The 17,309-nt window shown below is 70.1% G+C and carries 19 protein-coding genes and 1 pseudogene; 10 read left to right on the top strand and 10 right to left on the bottom strand.

Annotated elements, in window-relative coordinates:
• Positions 1-46 precede the first annotated feature (46 nt).
• From AB1046_RS10605 to hutH, 3 genes are read right to left on the bottom strand one after another with little or no spacing between them, the layout of a single operon-like run.
• Entirely contained in the window at positions 47-1,357 is a 1,311-nt protein-coding gene (locus AB1046_RS10605) for an allantoate amidohydrolase (RefSeq protein ID WP_369375082.1), read from the bottom strand.
• Positions 1,354-3,030, bottom strand: coding sequence for a urocanate hydratase (locus AB1046_RS10610; protein ID WP_369375083.1), 1,677 nt, complete (start codon positions 3,028-3,030; stop codon positions 1,354-1,356). Before AB1046_RS10610 ends, AB1046_RS10605 begins: the two co-directional genes overlap by 4 nt.
• 35 nt (positions 3,031-3,065) lie before the next feature.
• Complete coding sequence (gene hutH / locus AB1046_RS10615; protein ID WP_369375084.1) at positions 3,066-4,715, bottom strand: histidine ammonia-lyase; 1,650 nt, start codon at positions 4,713-4,715, stop codon at positions 3,066-3,068.
• 142 nt (positions 4,716-4,857) lie between these two features.
• Here hutH and AB1046_RS10620 point away from each other — a divergent pair, with 142 nt between their 5' ends.
• Positions 4,858-5,625: an IclR family transcriptional regulator gene (locus AB1046_RS10620; RefSeq protein WP_369375085.1), complete on the top strand. Its 768-nt coding sequence runs from the start codon at positions 4,858-4,860 to the stop codon at positions 5,623-5,625.
• A gap of 208 nt (positions 5,626-5,833) precedes the next feature.
• Here AB1046_RS10620 and AB1046_RS10625 read toward each other — a convergent pair whose 3' ends face one another.
• A complete protein-coding gene (locus AB1046_RS10625; protein WP_369375086.1) occupies positions 5,834-6,022 on the bottom strand; it encodes a hypothetical protein in 189 nt (62 codons plus the stop codon).
• A 337-nt stretch (positions 6,023-6,359) separates the two neighbouring features.
• On the opposite strand from AB1046_RS10625, the gene AB1046_RS10630 reads away from it, so the two are divergent.
• Positions 6,360-7,004: a ClpP family protease gene (locus AB1046_RS10630; RefSeq protein WP_369375087.1), complete on the top strand. Its 645-nt coding sequence runs from the start codon at positions 6,360-6,362 to the stop codon at positions 7,002-7,004.
• Positions 7,001-7,585, top strand: coding sequence for a ClpP family protease (locus AB1046_RS10635; RefSeq protein WP_369375089.1), 585 nt, complete (start codon positions 7,001-7,003; stop codon positions 7,583-7,585). The genes AB1046_RS10630 and AB1046_RS10635 overlap by 4 nt, the downstream gene beginning before the upstream one ends.
• A 37-nt stretch (positions 7,586-7,622) precedes the next feature.
• On the opposite strand, the gene AB1046_RS10640 is transcribed toward AB1046_RS10635, so the two are convergent.
• Together AB1046_RS10640 and AB1046_RS10645 are read right to left on the bottom strand one after the other, a co-directional pair.
• A complete protein-coding gene (locus AB1046_RS10640) occupies positions 7,623-7,961 on the bottom strand; it encodes a helix-turn-helix domain-containing protein (RefSeq protein WP_369375090.1) in 339 nt (112 codons plus the stop codon).
• 99 nt (positions 7,962-8,060) lie between these two features.
• A complete protein-coding gene (locus tag AB1046_RS10645) occupies positions 8,061-8,582 on the bottom strand; it encodes a gamma carbonic anhydrase family protein (protein WP_369375091.1) in 522 nt (173 codons plus the stop codon).
• A 137-nt stretch (positions 8,583-8,719) separates the two neighbouring features.
• On the opposite strand from AB1046_RS10645, the gene AB1046_RS10650 reads away from it, so the two are divergent.
• A complete protein-coding gene (locus AB1046_RS10650) occupies positions 8,720-9,895 on the top strand; it encodes a glycosyltransferase (RefSeq protein ID WP_369375092.1) in 1,176 nt (391 codons plus the stop codon).
• Positions 9,896-9,969: 74 nt separating this feature from the next.
• A complete protein-coding gene (locus tag AB1046_RS10655) occupies positions 9,970-10,602 on the top strand; it encodes a hypothetical protein (protein WP_369375093.1) in 633 nt (210 codons plus the stop codon).
• A 182-nt stretch (positions 10,603-10,784) separates the two neighbouring features.
• On the opposite strand, the gene AB1046_RS10660 is transcribed toward AB1046_RS10655, so the two are convergent.
• Complete coding sequence (locus AB1046_RS10660; protein WP_369375094.1) at positions 10,785-11,687, bottom strand: AraC family transcriptional regulator N-terminal domain-containing protein; 903 nt, start codon at positions 11,685-11,687, stop codon at positions 10,785-10,787.
• Between the two features lie 112 nt (positions 11,688-11,799).
• Here AB1046_RS10660 and AB1046_RS10665 point away from each other — a divergent pair, with 112 nt between their 5' ends.
• Positions 11,800-12,885: an aldo/keto reductase gene (locus AB1046_RS10665; protein WP_369375095.1), complete on the top strand. Its 1,086-nt coding sequence runs from the start codon at positions 11,800-11,802 to the stop codon at positions 12,883-12,885.
• Positions 12,886-12,964: 79 nt separating this feature from the next.
• Here the strand turns inward: AB1046_RS10665 and AB1046_RS10670 are convergent, their stop codons facing one another.
• Both AB1046_RS10670 and AB1046_RS10675 read right to left on the bottom strand, forming a co-directional pair.
• Positions 12,965-13,819, bottom strand: a complete 855-nt coding sequence (locus tag AB1046_RS10670) for an HAD family hydrolase (protein ID WP_369375653.1) — start codon at positions 13,817-13,819, stop codon at positions 12,965-12,967.
• Between the two features lie 45 nt (positions 13,820-13,864).
• Positions 13,865-14,242: pseudogene (locus AB1046_RS10675) on the bottom strand (HAD family hydrolase); the annotation flags it as partial.
• A 62-nt stretch (positions 14,243-14,304) separates the two neighbouring features.
• Between AB1046_RS10675 and AB1046_RS10680 the strand changes: the two are divergent.
• The 4 genes from AB1046_RS10680 to AB1046_RS10695 all read left to right on the top strand — a co-directional run bounded on the left by AB1046_RS10680 (position 14,305) and on the right by AB1046_RS10695 (position 16,587).
• Positions 14,305-15,045, top strand: a complete 741-nt coding sequence (locus AB1046_RS10680) for an XRE family transcriptional regulator (protein WP_369375096.1) — start codon at positions 14,305-14,307, stop codon at positions 15,043-15,045.
• Positions 15,042-15,536 carry an NUDIX domain-containing protein gene (locus AB1046_RS10685; protein ID WP_369375097.1) on the top strand — a complete coding sequence of 165 codons (495 nt, stop codon included), beginning with the start codon at positions 15,042-15,044 and terminating at the stop codon, positions 15,534-15,536. Before AB1046_RS10680 ends, AB1046_RS10685 begins: the two co-directional genes overlap by 4 nt.
• A 73-nt stretch (positions 15,537-15,609) precedes the next feature.
• Positions 15,610-16,101, top strand: a complete 492-nt coding sequence (locus AB1046_RS10690; RefSeq protein WP_369375098.1) for a TIGR00725 family protein — start codon at positions 15,610-15,612, stop codon at positions 16,099-16,101.
• 192 nt (positions 16,102-16,293) lie between these two features.
• Entirely contained in the window at positions 16,294-16,587 is a 294-nt protein-coding gene (locus tag AB1046_RS10695) for a peptide deformylase (RefSeq protein WP_369375099.1), read from the top strand.
• 8 nt (positions 16,588-16,595) lie between these two features.
• Here AB1046_RS10695 and AB1046_RS10700 read toward each other — a convergent pair whose 3' ends face one another.
• Positions 16,596-17,273 carry a DUF429 domain-containing protein gene (locus tag AB1046_RS10700; RefSeq protein WP_369375101.1) on the bottom strand — a complete coding sequence of 226 codons (678 nt, stop codon included), beginning with the start codon at positions 17,271-17,273 and terminating at the stop codon, positions 16,596-16,598.
• Positions 17,274-17,309 lie beyond the last annotated feature (36 nt).

A 17,309-nucleotide genomic window follows, 5' to 3' on the forward strand; every position in this document is an offset into this window, starting at 1 on the left:
CGACACCTAGGTTTCTTCGCTTTGAGCCCTCTGAAAGCGGAGAAACCTAGGTCTCGAAGGGGAGTGCGGACGGGGCCGGGGCGTCCGTCAGCAGGGTCGTCAGGACCGCCGTCAGGGCGCGGACGCCCGCGGCGCAGTCGGCGGCCTCGGCGGACTCGGCCGGGGAGTGCGAGATCCCCGTCGGGTTGCGCACGAACAGCATCGCCGTGGGCACGCCGGCCGCGGCGAAGATGCCGGCGTCGTGCCCGGCGCCCGTCCCGATCACCGGCGCGGGCAGGTCGGAACCCGGCCGCCCGACGACGTCGGCCAGCCGCGCCGCCAGCGCCGGGTCGAACACGGTGGCGGGCGTCCAGGACTCCTCAACCGGCTGCCACCGGGCAAGCCCGCCGCCGGCACCGGCGCCAATGCCGGCGCCGGACCCACCGAGTGCAGACTTGGTCGCTGCAGTCGGCGGGGGGCCGAGCACCGCCAGGACCGCGTCTTCCGTCTCCGCGCGGGCGTCGATCCAGGCGCGGACGCGGGACGGGATCGCGTTGACACCGTTCGGGTCGACGTCGACCTTGGCCAGCGTCGCGAGCGCCCCGGCGTGCTCGGCGGCCGCGCGGACGTCGGTGATGAGCCGCGCGAGGTCGAGCATCGGGTCGTGGCGGTGAGCCAGCGGTGTCGTGCCGGCGTGGTTGGCCTCGCCCGCGAGGTCCACGCGCCAGCGGCCGTGCGGCCAGATCGCGGCGCCGATCGCGACCGGCGCCTCCTCTTCCGGCGGCAGGTCGGCGAGGTACCGCCCCTGCTCCACATGCAGTTCGACGAACACGCCGACCCGCGCGAGGGCCTCGTCGTCGCGCCCATAGTGCTCGAGCCGTACGCCTCCGACCCGCGCCAGCACGTCCGCGAAGCTGTCGCCGACGCCGTCCCGCAGCGCGAGCAGCCGGTCGGCGCCCACGGTCCCGGTCACCGCCCGCGACCCGAGGCAGGCCAGCCCGAACCGGGCGCCCTCCTCGTCGGAGAAGTTCACGATCCCCAGCGGCCGCACGGGCACAACGTCAGCGGCCCGCAGCGCGTCCAGCGCCGCGAAGGCGCTGGCCACCCCGAGCGGCCCGTCGAACGCGCCGCCCCCGGGCACCGAGTCGAGGTGGCTCCCGGTCACGACCCCGGGCCCGTCGGTGTCGGGGTCGCCCCACCACGCCCACTGGTTCCCGGCACGGTCCACCACGAGGGACAGCCCGCGCGCGGCGGCCTCGGCGGCGAACCACTCACGCAGGGTCAGGTCGTGCGCGGTCCAGGCGAACCGCTCGTACCCGCCGGACGGTGCCCGCCCGACGTCGGCAATCGCCTCCAGCAGGGGGCCGACTCCCGTCACGCCCCCTCCCGCATCGGTACCCGCAGCCCGCCGCGCTCGGCGGCCGCCACGGCGTCGTCGTACCCGGCGTCGACGTGCCGGAGCACACCCGTCGCGGGGTCGTTGGCGAGCACCCGCGCAAGCTTCTCGGCGGCGAGCGGCGTCCCGTCCGCCACGGACACCTGTCCGGCGTGCAGGGACCGCCCCATGCCGACCCCGCCACCGTGGTGGATCGAGACCCACGTGGCGCCCGAGGCGGTGTTCATCAGGGCGTTGAGCAGCGGCCAGTCGGCGATGGCGTCGGAGCCGTCCGCCATCGACTCCGTCTCCCGGTAAGGGGAGGCCACGGACCCGGAGTCCAGGTGGTCGCGCCCGATCGCGAGCGGCGCGGAGATCTCCCCGGACGCGACAAGCTCGTTGAACCGCAGCCCCGCCACGTCACGCTCGCCGTGCCCGAGCCAGCAGATCCGGGCGGGCAGCCCCTGGAACGCGACCCGGTCCTGGGCGGCGCGGATCCAGCGGCCCAGGTGGTCGTTGTCGGGGAACAGGTCGAGCACGGCCTTGTCCGTGACCGCGATGTCGCGGGGGTCGCCCGACAGCGCCGCCCAGCGGAACGGCCCCTTGCCCTCGGCGAACAGCGGGCGGATGTACGCGGGCACAAAGCCCGGGAAGTCGAACGCGCGGCCGTACCCGCCCTGGCGGGCCTCGTCGCGGATCGAGTTGCCGTAGTCGAACACCTCGGCGCCCGCGTCCTGGTAGCCGACCATTGCCTCGACGTGCCGGGCCATGGACTCCCGCGCCCGGTCGGTGAACCCGTCCGGATCCTTCTCCGCCTCCGAAGCCCAGTCCTCGAGCGCCACACCGGACGGCAGGTACGACAGCGGGTCGTGCGCGGAGGTCTGGTCGGTGACGATGTCGATCTCGACGCCGCGGCGCAGCAGCTCCGGCAGAACATCGGCGGAGTTGCCGACCACACCCACCGACAGCGCCCGGCGCTCCTGCTTCGCCGCGAGCGCCAGCGCGACCCCCTCGTCCAGCGACGACGCGACGACGTCCAGGTAGCGGGTCTCGACGCGCCGGTGCAGGCGGGCGGGGTCGACGTCGACCACCAGGCACACGCCCCCGTTCAGCGTGACGGCGAGCGGCTGGGCGCCACCCATGCCGCCGCAGCCGCCGGTCAGGGTGAGCGTCCCGGCCAGCGTCCCGTCGAACTTCTTGGCCGCCACCGCCGCGAACGTCTCGTACGTCCCCTGCAGGATGCCCTGGGTCCCGATGTAGATCCACGAGCCGGCCGTCATCTGCCCGTACATCGTCAGGCCGAGCTGCTCCAGACGCCGGTGCTCGGGCCACGTGGCCCAGTCGCCCACGAGGTTCGAGTTGGCGATCAGCACGCGCGGCGCCCACTCGTGCGTCCGCAGCACGCCCACCGGGCGGCCCGACTGCACCATCAGCGTCTCGTCGTCGCGCAGGTCCGTGAGCGAGCGGACTATCGCGTGATAGCTCGGCCAGTCCCGCGCGGCCCGGCCGGTTCCGCCGTAGACGACCAGGTCGTCGGGCCGCTCGGCCACCTCGGGGTCGAGGTTGTTCATGAGCATCCGCAGCGGGGCCTCGGTCTGCCAGCTGCGGGCGGTCAGGGTGGTCCCGCGCTGCGCGCGGACGGCGACGGGGGTGCCCCGGTCATACGGCTGGTTCATGGCTGTGTCTCCAGTCAGGGGTACGGGTTGGGTCTTCAGTCGAGGGGTCCGACGGCGGAGACCGCCGCCGTCGTGATCCGGGCAGTCGCCACCAGCTGCACCACGTGCTCGATCTCCGGGGCGAGGTAACGGTCCGGTCCGGGACCGGGCACGACGGCGCGGACGGCGTCGTGCACCGCCCCCGTGCCCGCCGCGGGGGCCTCCGCGCGGAAGTCGAGGGCCCGCGTCGCCGTGAGCACCTCGATCGCGAGCACCCGCGTGAGCCCGTCCACGGAGCGACGCAGCTTGCGGGCACCGGCCCAGCCCATGGACACGTGGTCCTCCTGCATGGCCGAGCTCGGGATGGAGTCCACGCTGGCCGGTGCGGCCAGTCGCTTCATCTCCGAGACGATCCCGGCGGCCGTGTACTGGGCGATCATGTGCCCGGAGTCGACGCCGGGGTCGTGCGCGAGGAACGCGGGCAGGCCCTCGGAGCGGGAGACGTCGAGGAACCGGTCGGTGCGCCGCTCGCTCATGCTCGCCAGGTCGGCGGCCGCGATGGCGAGGAAGTCCAGCACGTAGGCGACGGGCGCCCCGTGAAAGTTGCCGTTCGACTCCACACGCCCGTCGGCGGTCACCACCGGGTTGTCGATGGCGGACGCCAGCTCCCGGCCCGCGACCGTGGCCGCGTGGTCCAGGGTGTCGCGGGCGGCGCCGTGCACCTGGGGTGCGCAGCGCAGCGAGTAGGCGTCCTGGACGCGGGTGCACGCGGGGTTGCCGGCGTCGTCCAGCTCGCGGTGGCTCGCCATCAGGGGCGAACCGGCCAGGATCCTGCGCATGTTCGACGCCGACGCGGCCTGGCCCGGGTGCGGGCGCATGCCGACCAGGTCGTCGGCGAACGGCGCGTCCGATCCGAGCAGGGCCTCGACGGACAGGGCCGCTGCGACGTCGGCAGTGGTCAGGAGCCCGCGCAGGTCGTGGATCGCGAGGCAGAGCATACCGAGCATGCCGTCGGTGCCGTTGATGAGGGCGAGGCCCTCCTTCTCGGCGAGGACGAGGGGTTCGATACCGGCGGCGGCGAGGGCTTGGGCGGCGTCGATGGTCTCGCCGGACTCGTTGATGGACGCACCGCTGGTCGAGCCGGTCGGGACAACTCGCACCCGCCCCTCCCCCATGGCGGCGAGCGCAACATGCGCGAGCGGCGCAAGATCCCCGGAACACCCGAGCGATCCGTACTCGTGCACAACCGGCGTGATCCCGGCGTTGAGCATCGCCGCGTAGGTCTGCGCGATGACGGGGCGGGCGCCGGTGTGGCCGGTGACCAGAGTGGCGAGCCGCAGCAGCTGCAGCGGCCGCACCACCTCGGTCTCGACCTCGGGGCCGGACCCGGCGGCGTGCGAGCGCACGAGGCTGACCTGGAGCTGGGCCCGCATCTCGGCGGGGATGTGGCGGCGGGCGAGCGCCCCGAACCCGGTGGACACGCCGTAGTGCGGCACGGTGTCGTGGGCGAGGTTCTCGATGACGGCCCGGCTCTGTGCCATCCTGCCCAGCGCCGTCTCGTGGACCTCGACCGTCGCGCCGTGGCGGGCGATCGCGACCACCTGCTCGACGGCGAGCGGCGTCCCGTCGAGGACGACGTGCGTGGGCAGATCCGGGTTGGCCGGGCGGGTCTTGGACGTCGGACCCGCGTGGTGCAGGGTGCTCATGCCCACATAGAACCCCGCCGCACCCCGGCAGGCGCCCCCAAATCCCGGGATAGAGTCTGGGATACCAGACGAGGTGCGCGATCGGTAATACGTCAGGTGGTCGGTGACGAACTACCGATCACCCGATCCCGCGGGAGGGCAAGTGGGCGCGAGCAGCGCGGTTCCCGCTGCGCGGACCACCGCGCGGCTGCTCAGCTTTCTCGCGGCGCAGACCGGGCCGGTGCCCGCGGGGGCGATCGCGCATGGCATCGGGGTGCCGCGCTCCAGCGTCTACCACCTGCTCTCCGTGCTGGCCGACGAGGGTTTTGTGCGGCACTTTCCCGACGAGCGCCGCTACGGCCTGGGCGTGGCCGCCCTCGGCCTGGGCAGCGCCTACACGCGGCAGGCGCCGCTCACGCGACTGGCCGCCCCGGTTGTCGCCCGCCTGGTGGAGGCCGCCGGCGAGAACGGGCACCTCGCGGTGCTCAACGGCCGGGAGGTGCTGTACCTGGTGGAGCAGCGTGCGGCGGGGCGTCCGCCCCTGGTGACCGACGTCGACGTCCACCTCCCGAGCCATCTCACCGCGAGCGGGCGGGCCGTGCTCGCGCTGCTGCCCCCGGCCCAGGTCCGCGCCCTGTACCCGACGCCGGGATCGTTCACCGACCTGACCGAGGCGGGGCCGCGGACGCTGCGGGAGCTGCGGACGGTCCTGCGCGAGGCCCGGGCCCGAGGCTTCGCGGTGGAGGACGGCGAGGTGACAGCGGGTTTCGCGTCGGTGGCCGCCGCCGTCGTGGACCACACGGGCCTGCCGGTGGCGGGGCTGGCGGTCACGTTCCGCTCAGACTCCTACGACGACGACGCGCGGGCCGGCCTCGCGGAGCAGGCGACCCGGGCCGCGCGAGAGGTCAGTCGGAGGCTGGGGGCGCGGTAACGCCGGCTTTGCAGTCCTGACCATTCGCGGAAGCCGAATCATTCCCGGGAAGAGTCCCTTGACCTGCAAGAATACGCATTTCGAAAGCATCAGGGCGACAGCAAAGGCCGGTTCTTGATGTCAGAACCACGCGCGTAAGACGCCGTCCGGAAACAATCGACGACGGTATGCGTCTAGTCGCGGGCTCGGGCCACGCGGATCACAGCGATCACACCCGCGAGAGGTCCGACACCGGAACGGTGAACTCTCGTGTCCGCAGGACACCGGCAGAAACCACCACGGCCTCGTTGCCGGTCCACCCCGGCCGGATGGTCTTCACCACACCCACAGCGCCGCGCTCCAAGCTCGACACCCCGGTCACCTTCACACTGACGCCCGTCGCGATCGCGTCGCCCATAACCTTCTGCTCTCTCATGTAGTAATTCCGTGCCAGGGCCGATCGACTTGACGCTCATCTCGTGACCATTTGGCGCCCAACTCGATGGGTGGCGGAGATCCTGCCAGCGAATTGAGAGCATCGTCAAGGTTAATGTGCGATGTAGAAATGAAACACTTTTCACCCGTTCGTGTTTGCACATTTCTTTTCACCCACGCGTCTGTTTCCGTAGGTCTGCGACACCGCCGGACCGGTAACTCAGGCAGGGCGTGACTCGGCCCGTCCTCGCTGCTCAGAGCAGTCCTGCTGTCGGCAGATCTGCCCCCGTGGAGCCCGTTCCGGAGTGCACGGTGGGCTCATGACTGATGCACCGAAGGCGCCGATGTTCGGCGAACACGCACGACGCGAGCTGTACGAGCGGCGCGTCCTGGTCCTCGACGGCCCGCTGGACGACGACAACGGAACTCTCCTGATGACGCAGCTCATCGCGCTCGCCACGGAGGACCCGTCGTCCGACATCGACCTCTGGATCCACTCCCCGGGCGGATCGGTGCCGGCGATGCTGGCGATCCGCGACATCATGCGAACCATCCCCAACGACGTCTCCACGCTCGTGCTGGGCATCGCCTACAGCGCGGGACAGTTCCTGCTCTCCGCGGGCACCAGGGGCAAGCGCCGCGCGCTGCCGAACTCACGGGTGCTGATGCACCAGGGCTCGGCGGGGATCGCGGGCACCGCCGTCGACATCGAGCTGCAGGCGGACGACCTGCGCCACACGCGCGACACGATCCTGCGGCTGGTCTCCGAGGACACGGGGCAGCCGATCGAGCGGGTCTTCGAGGACTCGCTCCACGACCACTGGTACACGGCCGACGAGGCGCTCGACTTCGGGTTCATCGACACGATCGTGCAGAGCTTCGAGGGCATCCGGCCGCGCGATCGGCTACAGACCGGGTTCACCGCCGCGACCGCCGGCGCATCAACCAAGGGGGACGCACGATGAGCTACACCATCCCGAACGTCATCGCGTCGCACCCCCGGGGCGAGCGGATCATGGACGTCTACTCCCAGCTGCTGAGCGAGCGGATCATCTACCTCGGCACCGCCATCGACTCGGGCGTCGCCAATGCGCTGATCGCCCAGCTGATCCACCTGGAGTCGAGCAACCCGGACAGCGAGATCCAGCTCTACATCAACTGCGAGGGCGGCGACCCGAGCGCCGGCATGGCGATCTACGACACCATGCGCTACATCCGGTCTCCGGTATCGACCACCTGCGTGGGGCAGGCCGTCGCGGTCGGCGCCGTGCTGCTGGCCGCCGGAGCCGAGGGCAAGCGGGCGGCGCTCCCGCACGCCCGGGTCATCCTGCACCAGCCCGCGGCGCAGGGCCGCGGCGCGATCCCGGACCTGATCCTGCAGGCCGAGGAGGTGGTCCGCATCCGTGCGGACATGGAGGGCGCGCTCTCCCGGCACACCGGTCAGAGCGTCGAGACACTCCGGGCCGACACCGACCGCGACCGCATCTTCACGGCCGGCGCCGCACGCGACTACGGCCTGCTGGACAACGTGATCGACCAGCGCTGACCCGGCACGTGCTGCCCGGGGCGAACGGCCCCGGGCATCACGCCGCCAGCGCGAAGGCCGCCTGGCAGGTCGGCTGCTGCATGGTCTGGCGGACGGTGATGGTCGCGCGCACGGATACGGTCTCGCGGACGACGACCAAGCGATCGGCGACGGCAACAACCAGATCGACCAGCGTGATGTCCAGCGCGCCGGTGATCGCCGCGATCATCTCGCTCGACGGCTCCTTGACCCCGCGCTCGATCTCCGAGAGGTACTGCGGGGAGATCCCGGCGCGTCGCGCGGTCTGGTCGAGCGTCTCGCCGCGCAGGTGCCGCAGATGTCGCAGGCGTTCGCCGAGCAGATGACGCAACAGCGGCTCTCGTCCGGATTCGCTCATACCTGAGCGTAGAACTGCCCGTCGGTCCGACGACGGCGCTTCTGCTGAGAGCAGCGCCGTCTCAGCGCGCCGGGCCACCGACGGGCAACCGGCGGCCACCTACCAGGTGTCGGACACGCTCGCGTACTCGCCCGAGAGACGCACGTAGTGCTCAGCGTTCTGCGCGATCGCCTCGCGCTCCTCCGCGGAGAGCTCCCGCCGCACGACCGCCGGAACACCCGCGACCAGGGAACCCGGCGGCACCACCATGTTCTCCCGGACCACGGCACCCGCCGCGATCAGCGAGCCGGTCCCGATCACGGCGCCGTTGAGCACGGTCGCCGACATCCCGATGAGCACGTCGTCCTCGATGGTGCAGCCGTGCAGGACGGCGGCGTGCCCCACGCTCACCCGTGCCCCGATGGTCGCGGGCCGCCCGGGATCCGCGTGGATCACGACCATCTCCTGGAGGTTGCTCTCCTCGCCGACGCGGATCTGATCGCCGTCCCCACGAACGACGACGCCCCAGAAGACGCTCGCCCGGTCCGCGATCTCCACGGCGCCGATGAGGGTCGCGGTGGGGGCAAGCCACGCGGACGGCGAAACTCTGGGGCTGTTGCCACGAAAGCTGATCTCGGTCACGCCTCAAAGCATACGAAGATGACCGTGACCTGGACATCTGTCCGTGTCCAGACCACGACCGAGAAGCATTCGACGCCTCACGAATCGCCTACAGTTGGCGTCGCGCCCCCACCCACGCCGTCCTGGGAGATGTCTTGGTGAGTTCACATCCGTGCGAGTTCCGTCTGCTCGTCACCGGTGGGGGTACCGGTGGTCATACCTACCCGGCGCTGACGACGCTCCGCGCCCTGCAGGCCCGCCTCGCCGAGTCCGGCACCCCGGTCAGCGTGCTCTGGGCCGGCACCGCCCAGGGGCTCGAAGCCAAGGTCACGGAGTCCGAGGGCATCCGGTTCGTGCCGGTCGCCACGGGCAAGCTCCGCCGGGCGAGCAACCCGCTGGGCATGATCACGGCCACCAACATCAAGGACATGGCGCGCGTGCCGCTCGGCGTCGCACAGGCCAGGTCGATAGTGGCCGAGTTCAAGCCGGACGTGATCCTCTCGACCGGCGGTTACGTCGCCGTCCCGATCGGGATCGCCGCGGGCCTGCTGCGCCGTCCGCTGGTGGTGCACGAGCAGACCGTGCGGCTCGGGCTGGCCAACCGCCTCCTGGCCAAGCGCGCGACCCGGGTAGCGGTGTCCTCGCCCTCCACCCTCGACCTGCTGCCGGAGAGCACACGCGAGCGCGCCGTCGTGACCGGTAACCCCGTCCGTGCGGAAGTGCTGGTCGGCGAACCGCTCAAGGCGATCGACGCGCTCGGCCTCGACTCGTTCGATCCCGACCTGCCCGTCCTGTACGTCACGGGCGGCGCGCAGGGAGCGGTCCAGATCAACAACCTGATCAGCGAGTCGCTGCCGTGGCTGCTGGAGCGCACGAACGTGATCCACCAGTGCGGGCCGAACAACCTCCAGGAGATGTTCGAGCGCACCGCCAAGCTCCCCGCGAACCTCGCGGCCCGCTACCGCGTGCTCGGGTTCCTCGGAGCCGAGCTGCCCGACGTGCTCGCCCTGGCAGACGTCGTCGTCTCCCGGAGCGGCGCGGGCACCATCTCGGAGCTCACCGCGCTGGGCAAGCCGTCCGTGCTGGTCCCGCTCCCGTCGTCGGCCGGGAACGAGCAGGCGCACAACGCGCGCCGGCTCCAGGACCTGGGTGCGGCCCTCGCCCTGGAGGGCGACGTCGCCGCGGCGGACCTCCGCGAAGCGGTCGGCCCGCTGCTGTCCGACGCCGGACGGCGTGACCGCATGGCCGACGCCGCCCGGGTGCACGGCCGCCCGGACGCCGCCGAGCGACTGGTCGACGTCCTGCTGGAGGCCGCGCGCTCCGCGCGGGCGTAAGGGGCACGGCGCGCTGCGACCGTACGGACTCTCCTGCGGAACTACTGGCCGATACCTCGTGAAAGGGTCTCGACATGTCGTCCTCTCTCCGAGCAGCAGCGCTGGCCGTAGCAATGCTTGCTCTGATCACCGGGTGTCAGGCTGGTTCTGGTGTCACTGTGCACAGCGACGATGATCAGCATCCGATGGCCTTGTACGCGGGCAGTGGAGGCTTTGCCTCGTCCGCCGAGCAACGAGCGCCGGACGGCACCTGGACGACGACGTTCGGTTCGAACTTTCCCTGCATCGCCAACGGACCCGGCCCCATCGTGATCGACGGCGTCGACTGGATCAGCGACGACGGCTTGGACCCGCTCTCCGTTCGGGTCTACCTCCGGACATTCGATGACTCGGAATTCGACCCGATTGCCAGCATGGTCGGCACCCCGCTCGACAACAACTACAAAGACTGGTCAGGGACCACCCAAGAGGGAGTCGAAGGGTTCAAGGTCGAGCGCTCCTGCACTGAGAACATGGATGGCAAGGGCCAGACGGACGAGATGCTGGTCGCCGTCACGGCCGACGAAGGCGGCGGCCACGTCGGGGACTTCACGGTGCGCTACACCACCCCGGACGGCAGGAGGTACGCCGTGGTCAGCGATTGGCAGATGCACATCTGCGGCACGGAGGCCTCGAAGGACCTCTGCGACGGGAATCCCGAGACATGAGTTCGGGCGCGGGCCACTGGCGGCCTCCATGTCGGCACTCTCCTGTGAGGTCGGCAGTTGGCACCGAGGTCGGTCCAGGCCTGAGCCGACCTCGGTGCCAACTGCCGAGTTTGCGGGGCAAACTGCCGACCACCCGCTGATCCCCTTGTTCCGACCAGCGACTATCGGTCAGCGCCACGCCCTCACGCCTCAATCGTCACGTCCGCGTGACGTAGCAGCTCCGCGTCCTGGGACGGCGGCGCGCCGAACATTCGCCGGTACTCCCGGCTGAACTGGGAAGCGGATCCGTACCCGACGGCGTAGCCGACCCGGCTGACGTCGTCGTGGGCGGCGAGGAGCATGATCCGGGCGCGTTGAAGCCGGAGCGTCTTCTGGTACTGGAGCGGGCTCATCGTCGTGACGGCGCGGAAGTGGCGGTTGAGCGTCGCGGGGCTGACGTCGACGGACCGCGCTAGCTCGTCGACCCGCAACGGGCCGTCGAAGTTGTCCTGGAGCCAGCGCACGGCCCGGTCGACGACGCTACGGCGGGAGTCGATGCTCCCGAGCTCGCGGATGACGTGGCCCTGCGGGCCGGACAGCAGCCGCCAGTGCAGCTCCCGCAGGATCCCGGGGCCGAGCACGCGGTAGTCGTGTGCGGAGCGCACGGAGCGCAGGAGCCGGACGATGACATCGAGCAGCTCATCGTCGGCGTCGCCCATCGCCAGCCCGACCGGACCCTCGACGCGCCGGCCCCTGCGCGCGAGAGCGGGCGCTTCGAGGAGCAGGTCGGCAATGATCTCGGGCTGCAGCGCCATGCCGAAGGCCAGGAAGGGCTCGGTCGTCGACGCCGCGGTGATCGAGGAGGTCAGGGGCAGATCAACGCCGACGGCGAGGAGTTGCGCGGAGCCGTACTCGTACACGTGGGTGCCGAGGACTGCTCGTTTTGTGCCCTGCAGCACGACGGCGAGGTTCGGCTTCAGCACACCGCCCAGCGGCACCGTCGTCTTCGGCGTGGCCAGGACGGTCACGCCGTCGGCCAGGGAGATGATCTCGGGACGAGTCCCGAGCGAGGTGACCAGTGCTCGTGCCTCGTGCAGGGCGGACATGTCCTGAGTTAATCAGACTGGGGCGGGTCACCCGCTGAAGATTGAGCGGATCAGGCAAGGACGTGCGTCGATGCGACTAGGGCGCGGGCGGTCACGGCAGGAGGCTTGAGACATGACTTCACTGACAGATTTTGTGACGCTCGGCCGCTCCGGTCTGCGCATCAGCCCGGCCACGCTCGGGACCATGACCTTCGGCGAGGACACCGGCTGGGGCGCCTCGGTCGCGGAGTCCGAGGCCATGCTCGACCGCTATGTCGAGGCGGGCGGCAACTCGATCGATACCGCGAACATCTACACGAACGGGCACAGCGAGAAGATCGTGGGCGACTGGCTCGCCGCCCGCTCTGTCGAACGCGACCGGCTGGTGCTCGGCACCAAGTTCTTCGCCAACCTCCACACGGGAGACCCGAACGGTGGCGGCGCCTCGCGCAAGGCGATCCTGCACCAGCTCGACGACTCGCTCCGCCGGCTCGGGACGGACTACGTCGACATCTACTGGCTGCACAACTTCGACCCGGTGACGCCGCGGGAGGAGACGCTGTCGACGCTCGACGACCTCGTGACGGCGGGCAAGGTCCGCTACATCGGCTTCTCGGACGTCCCCGCCTGGGCGACCGCCGCCGCGGCCGTCACGACCGCCTTCCGGGACTGGCCGCCGATCATCGCGCTGCAGCTCGAGTACTCACTGCTCGAACGCACGAGCGAGGGCGAGCTCTTCCCCCTCGCGCACGAGTTCGGCATGGGCGTGCTCCCGTGGAGCCCGTTGAAGAGCGGGTGGCTCAGCGGCAAGTACCGCCGGGGCGAGGTCGCTCAGGGGGGCGGGTCCCGGGCGTCCCTCGTCGGACTGCCCGGCCCGGCCGACTACGACGTCATCGAGCGCGTCGTCGAGGTCGCCGAAGAGCTCGGGCTCACGCCCGCCGAGGTATCGCTCGCGTGGGTCCGCTCGAAGCCGGGAGTCACCTCGACCCTGCTGGGGGCGCGGCGGATGTCGCAGCTCGAAGCGAACCTGCGCTCGCTCGCGGTCGAGCTCCCCGCCGACGCGTTGCTCCGCCTCGACGAGGTGTCCAACCCGCACCTGAACTTCCCCGCCGAGAACAACGCGCTGCTCGCCCCGACCCTGCACTACAACGGCGCCACGGTCGACGGCGTCGCGCACCACCGGTTCGGCGAGCTCGACAAGAGCCCCACACGCTACTGAGACACGAGGGCGCAGATAGCCTCACCCGGACAGGGCCGGCGCACGGGCGCCTCCTCGACGGGCGCTCGGTCCTCGGACGTCAGTGGACGAGCGGCAGTTCGAATCCGGCCGGGCCGCCATCACCGAAGCTGGCTTGCCAGCGCGCCCGACGACGTCCCTCGTCACCCCTGGGGTAAGCGAGCCCGGCCTCCCTGGCGGCGTTCTCGATGCCGCGCATGGTGGCCCCGGTCCCGGCGGGGACTGGGGCGTGTCTCACCCAGGTGCCGTCCTGAAGGGTCCAGACCTCACAGCGGGAGAGCCCGGCCCGGATGCCGTGCCAGACCCGGACCGCCACGGCCGGGCCGGGCGCGGTGTGGACGGCGGTGGAGAGCTGGGCTGCCAACCGGGACAGCGATGTGGTGTCAGTGGGGACCAGATCGTGCAGGACCGTGACGGCCCCGTGCTGGTCGATAGTGCCGGTGACCTCATCCGCTGACTGACGCACGGCCTCGGGCGCGTGGCCCATGGCGTACGAGCGTCCGGCCCAGCGAAGGAGGTCAAGGTCATTCATCCCGTCCCCGACCGCGACGGTGTTCTCGGACACGATGTGCAGGCGTATTCGGAGTGTTTCCATGGCGGTGGCCTTACTCGTCCCGGCCGCCGTCAGATCGATCCAGTCGGGTCCGGCAGGGGTCGCTGTGGCACCGGTAGCGCCAAGGGCGCCCAGGTGAACGCCGGTCCCCGGAGCATGGAGTGCGACCCGGGTTGCCGGTGCGACACACAGGTCCGCGACGGGCAGTTGTTTCTGGGCGCCGTTGAGCAACCCGGGCTCGAACGCGGCGTTGACGTGCCATCCCCAACCGACTTCCTCGACCCCGACCCGCACTCCGGATACGAGCCCCACAGCGCGGCGAATCACCGGGCCAGGATCGAACCGGCGGGCATCATCGATCACGTATCCCGAGGGTGTGGTCGGAGTCAGGCATACAGTCATGGACCCGTTGGAGCACACCCCGAACCCTTCGACCAGCCCCAGCCTCGTGGCTACCGGCAGCAGACCGACAAGCGACCGCCCTGTCGCGAGAACCACGTGGTGCCCGGCCGCCCGCACCAGATCCAGAGCGTCAACAGTCCCCGCCGGCACCTTCCCGTCGTGATCGACGAGCGTGCCATCAATGTCCAACGCAACGAGCCGCCGGGTCGTGGTGTGCGTCGGGTTGGCCGTAATCACGAGTCGGTCTCCTGAGAGTTCTGGAAAGCACGGCATGCGGGCGTCCACGGCCGGGCAAGGCGCGTTCACCGGTCTGGCGACGGTCGCCGTCCTGCACTTGCAATGCTTCTGCGTGAGCGCGGACAGCACATCGACACGGCAAGACATCTACCGACATCTTCCCGTCAGGGGTCTGTCGTGGGACGTCGTGGGGTGTCTAGGCTGTCGGGATGGTCAATGAACGATTCCGCCGTGCGATGCACCGGGGAGGGCTCGATATCCAGTCGCTTGCCGCGGCGGCCGAGGTATCCATGAAGTCGGTAGAGCGATGGCTCAGCGGCTCGTTGCCTTACCCGCGCACCCGCTACCGGGTCGCCGCGATCCTCCAGGAGGACGAGAGCTATCTGTGGCCGGAGGCAGTCAACGGAGCTTCCTTGGCAGGCGCGGAAGTGGTCGCGACCTACCCCCGCCGCAATGACGTGCCGCGGCACCTGTGGACCGAGCTGCTGCGCAACTCCGAACGGGACATCGACCTGCTGGCGTTCGCCGGACTCTTCCTCACCGAGGAGCACCCCGACTGGATGCCCACCCTCGCCGCGAAGGCAGAACAGGGAGCACGAGTTCGGATACTCCTCGGTGACCCCGCCGGCAATCAGCTGGCCGCCCGGGACACCGAGTACCGCATCGGAGGCGGGGTCGCCGGCCGGGTCGCCGCAGTGAAGGCCTACTACGAACAACAGATGCCCGACATGGTCGAGATCCGGTTCCATGACACCCCGCTGTACAACTCCATCTACCGGTTCGACGACGAGATGATGGTCAATACCCACGTCTACGGCGTGCTCGCCGCCTACACGCCGACCTTGCATCTACGCCGTATCGACGGCGCATACTTCAACACCTACGTCGAGTCCTACGAGCGGGTCTGGGCATCGGCACGGCCCGCCGAAGCCTTGGTGGAATCCAGATGAGCAAAGGCACCCGCCGGATCGACTACTGGCAGGACCCGGCCGCGCCGAAACCGACCAGCCGCAAGACCTCGGCCTCGGTGTTCGTGCGCGACGACCAGGGGCGCCTGCTGCTCCTGCAGCGGGTCGACAACGACCTGTGGACCATCCCCACCGGCGGAGTCAAGAAGGGCGAGACCGTCGGACAGGCCGGTGTCCGCGAGTGCCGTGAAGAGACCGGGCTCGACGTCGAAGTCACCGGCCTGGTCGGGGTGTTCTCCACCCCGGACCACGTCATCGTCTACCTGCACGGCGACAAGGTCGACGAGGTGCGCCAACCCATCAACATCTGCCTACGCGCCCGCCTGATCGGCGGACAGATCACACCCGAACCATCCGAGGCAGCCGACGTCCGGTGGGTCGACCCCGCCCACCTCGACGACTACCCGATCCACCCAGCCCTCCGGGCCCGAATCGACCACGGGCTGAACTCACCAGAGCCCTACATCGCCTGAGCGCCCCGTCGATCCTCGCTCGTGCTTCCGCATCAACGTGTCGATCGTCAATGCTCACCAGTAGGGAGATCCGATGCCCGTCCAGGTAGCCGTGTGCGGCCCACGCTTCTGCACGGAACGAGACAAAGATCAGGCTTACGAGGTGGGGCGCTTGCTCGCCCAGGCTGGGGCCACCGTCCTTAACGGCGGTGGCATCGGCGTCATGGCTGCCGTCTCGGCGGGCGCACGCTCGGCAGACGGGCTCGTCATCGGCATCCGTCCTGGAGCCACCCGCGACGACGCGAACCCTGACCTGAGTGCCGTACTGGTCACGAACATGGGCGAGGCCCGCAACGCCATCCTGGTGTGGTCGGCCGACGCGGTCATCGTCGTCGGCGGCTCGTGGGGCACCCTGTCCGAGCTCGCCCTGGCCAAGCGGCGCGGCGTACCGGTCGTCAGCCTTGGCGGCTGGCAGATCCTGGACGCTGATGGCAACCCCGTGCCCGACGCACCGCCGACCGCGGCGACACCGCGGGATGCCGTCACGTTCGCCCTCTCACGACCCGGCGAACCAGGGAGCCCATAGTTAACAGTGCAGGCACGCCGACCAACCGTCGAGCGCGCGTCAACCCGACCCACCGTTCAGAAGGAACCGATCACGAATGACTCTGCCCCGCAGCAACGACGACTGGATCAAGGGCATCCCCGGCGACGGCGTCGTTACGCTCGGCGACCCCTGGCTCAAGGCTCCCACCGCGCCGAGACCGGCCTGATCCAGATGCTCAACCCCGTCATCGTCGAACGCTCCAGCGAGACCGTGCTCGACTGGGAAGGCTGCTTCAGCATGCCGGGCTACATGGGACTGGTCCCCAGGGCAGCGAGCCTCACCGTCCGGTACACCGCCGAGTCCGGAGAGGCGGTCACCAGAGAGTTCACCGGGTACGCCGCCCGCGTCGTCCAGCATGAAACGGACCACCTCGACGGCTTCGTGTACATCGACCGCATGCCCGACATGACGAGTCTCACCACCACGCAGAACTACCTCGACCACCACCGCCCTACGCCGGCCTAGGGTCAAGGTCAGGCATGGATGCACGCGGCGATCCCGTCGAGCTGCTCAGGCGGATCCGGGTAGCGGACCGCCACTCCCCCGGCCACCCGCCGTGCGGTCCAGCACGCGACAGCAGCATCGAGAACGTCGTCCGGACCCGCGACCAGCCCTGCGAGGCCAACGTCAGCAGGGAACACGAGCCCGGCTTCCGCCAACAGGGCGCGCCGGTCTTCCAACCCCGCCCAAGTCGACTTCGCGGCCGGCAAATGGCGGTCCGCGAGGAAAGCGAACGACGCCTCGGGATGCACCTCCACGATGCGACGGTCGATCGACCGAACAACCTGGTCCACCTCGAGGATCCGAGGTGCCAGAGCCCAAGCCTGCTGGCTGATCCCCTTGTTCATCACCCGACGAGCCTCGGCGGACGCCTCCGCGTAGACCGACGCCGCCAGCACCGTGCGCGGCGGAGTCATGAACACCGACCGCCACCGCGGGCCGACTGCCCTGCGCGCCAACACGTCAGCCTGCCTCGGTTCGGCACCAGAAGGCAGTCCGATCGGGATGTCGATACCGACCACCTCGACCGTGCCATCGGCATCTGCTGCAGCAACAAGTCCGGTCAGCGTCGCATCCGCGTAAACACGGAGATCACTGGCGACCGCGACCCAGTACTTCCCTGCGGCGTCGACACCCAGCACCCGAACCATCGCTCTATAGTGTCCGACCGGCAGTTCCCAAGCACG

It is taken from the genome of Promicromonospora sp. Populi (assembly GCF_041081105.1).
GTDB lineage: Bacteria > Actinomycetota > Actinomycetes > Actinomycetales > Cellulomonadaceae > Promicromonospora.

Excerpts from the sequence above, each read along its gene's own strand:
- AB1046_RS10610 (WP_369375083.1), bottom strand. The coding sequence starts at position 3,030 with ATGAACCAGCCGTATGACCGGGGCACCCCCGTCGCCGTCCGCGCGCAG.
- hutH (WP_369375084.1), bottom strand. The coding sequence starts at position 4,715 with ATGAGCACCCTGCACCACGCGGGTCCGACGTCCAAGACCCGCCCGGCC.
- AB1046_RS10625 (WP_369375086.1), bottom strand. The coding sequence starts at position 6,022 with ATGGGCGACGCGATCGCGACGGGCGTCAGTGTGAAGGTGACCGGGGTG.
- AB1046_RS10630 (WP_369375087.1), top strand. The coding sequence starts at position 6,360 with ATGACTGATGCACCGAAGGCGCCGATGTTCGGCGAACACGCACGACGC.
- AB1046_RS10635 (WP_369375089.1), top strand. The coding sequence starts at position 7,001 with ATGAGCTACACCATCCCGAACGTCATCGCGTCGCACCCCCGGGGCGAG.
- AB1046_RS10640 (WP_369375090.1), bottom strand. The coding sequence starts at position 7,961 with ATGAGCGAATCCGGACGAGAGCCGCTGTTGCGTCATCTGCTCGGCGAA.
- AB1046_RS10655 (WP_369375093.1), top strand. The coding sequence starts at position 9,970 with ATGTCGTCCTCTCTCCGAGCAGCAGCGCTGGCCGTAGCAATGCTTGCT.
- AB1046_RS10660 (WP_369375094.1), bottom strand. The coding sequence starts at position 11,687 with ATGTCCGCCCTGCACGAGGCACGAGCACTGGTCACCTCGCTCGGGACT.
- AB1046_RS10665 (WP_369375095.1), top strand. The coding sequence starts at position 11,800 with ATGACTTCACTGACAGATTTTGTGACGCTCGGCCGCTCCGGTCTGCGC.
- AB1046_RS10680 (WP_369375096.1), top strand. The coding sequence starts at position 14,305 with ATGGTCAATGAACGATTCCGCCGTGCGATGCACCGGGGAGGGCTCGAT.
- AB1046_RS10685 (WP_369375097.1), top strand. The coding sequence starts at position 15,042 with ATGAGCAAAGGCACCCGCCGGATCGACTACTGGCAGGACCCGGCCGCG.
- AB1046_RS10690 (WP_369375098.1), top strand. The coding sequence starts at position 15,610 with ATGCCCGTCCAGGTAGCCGTGTGCGGCCCACGCTTCTGCACGGAACGA.
- AB1046_RS10695 (WP_369375099.1), top strand. The coding sequence starts at position 16,294 with ATGCTCAACCCCGTCATCGTCGAACGCTCCAGCGAGACCGTGCTCGAC.
- AB1046_RS10700 (WP_369375101.1), bottom strand. The coding sequence starts at position 17,273 with ATGGTTCGGGTGCTGGGTGTCGACGCCGCAGGGAAGTACTGGGTCGCG.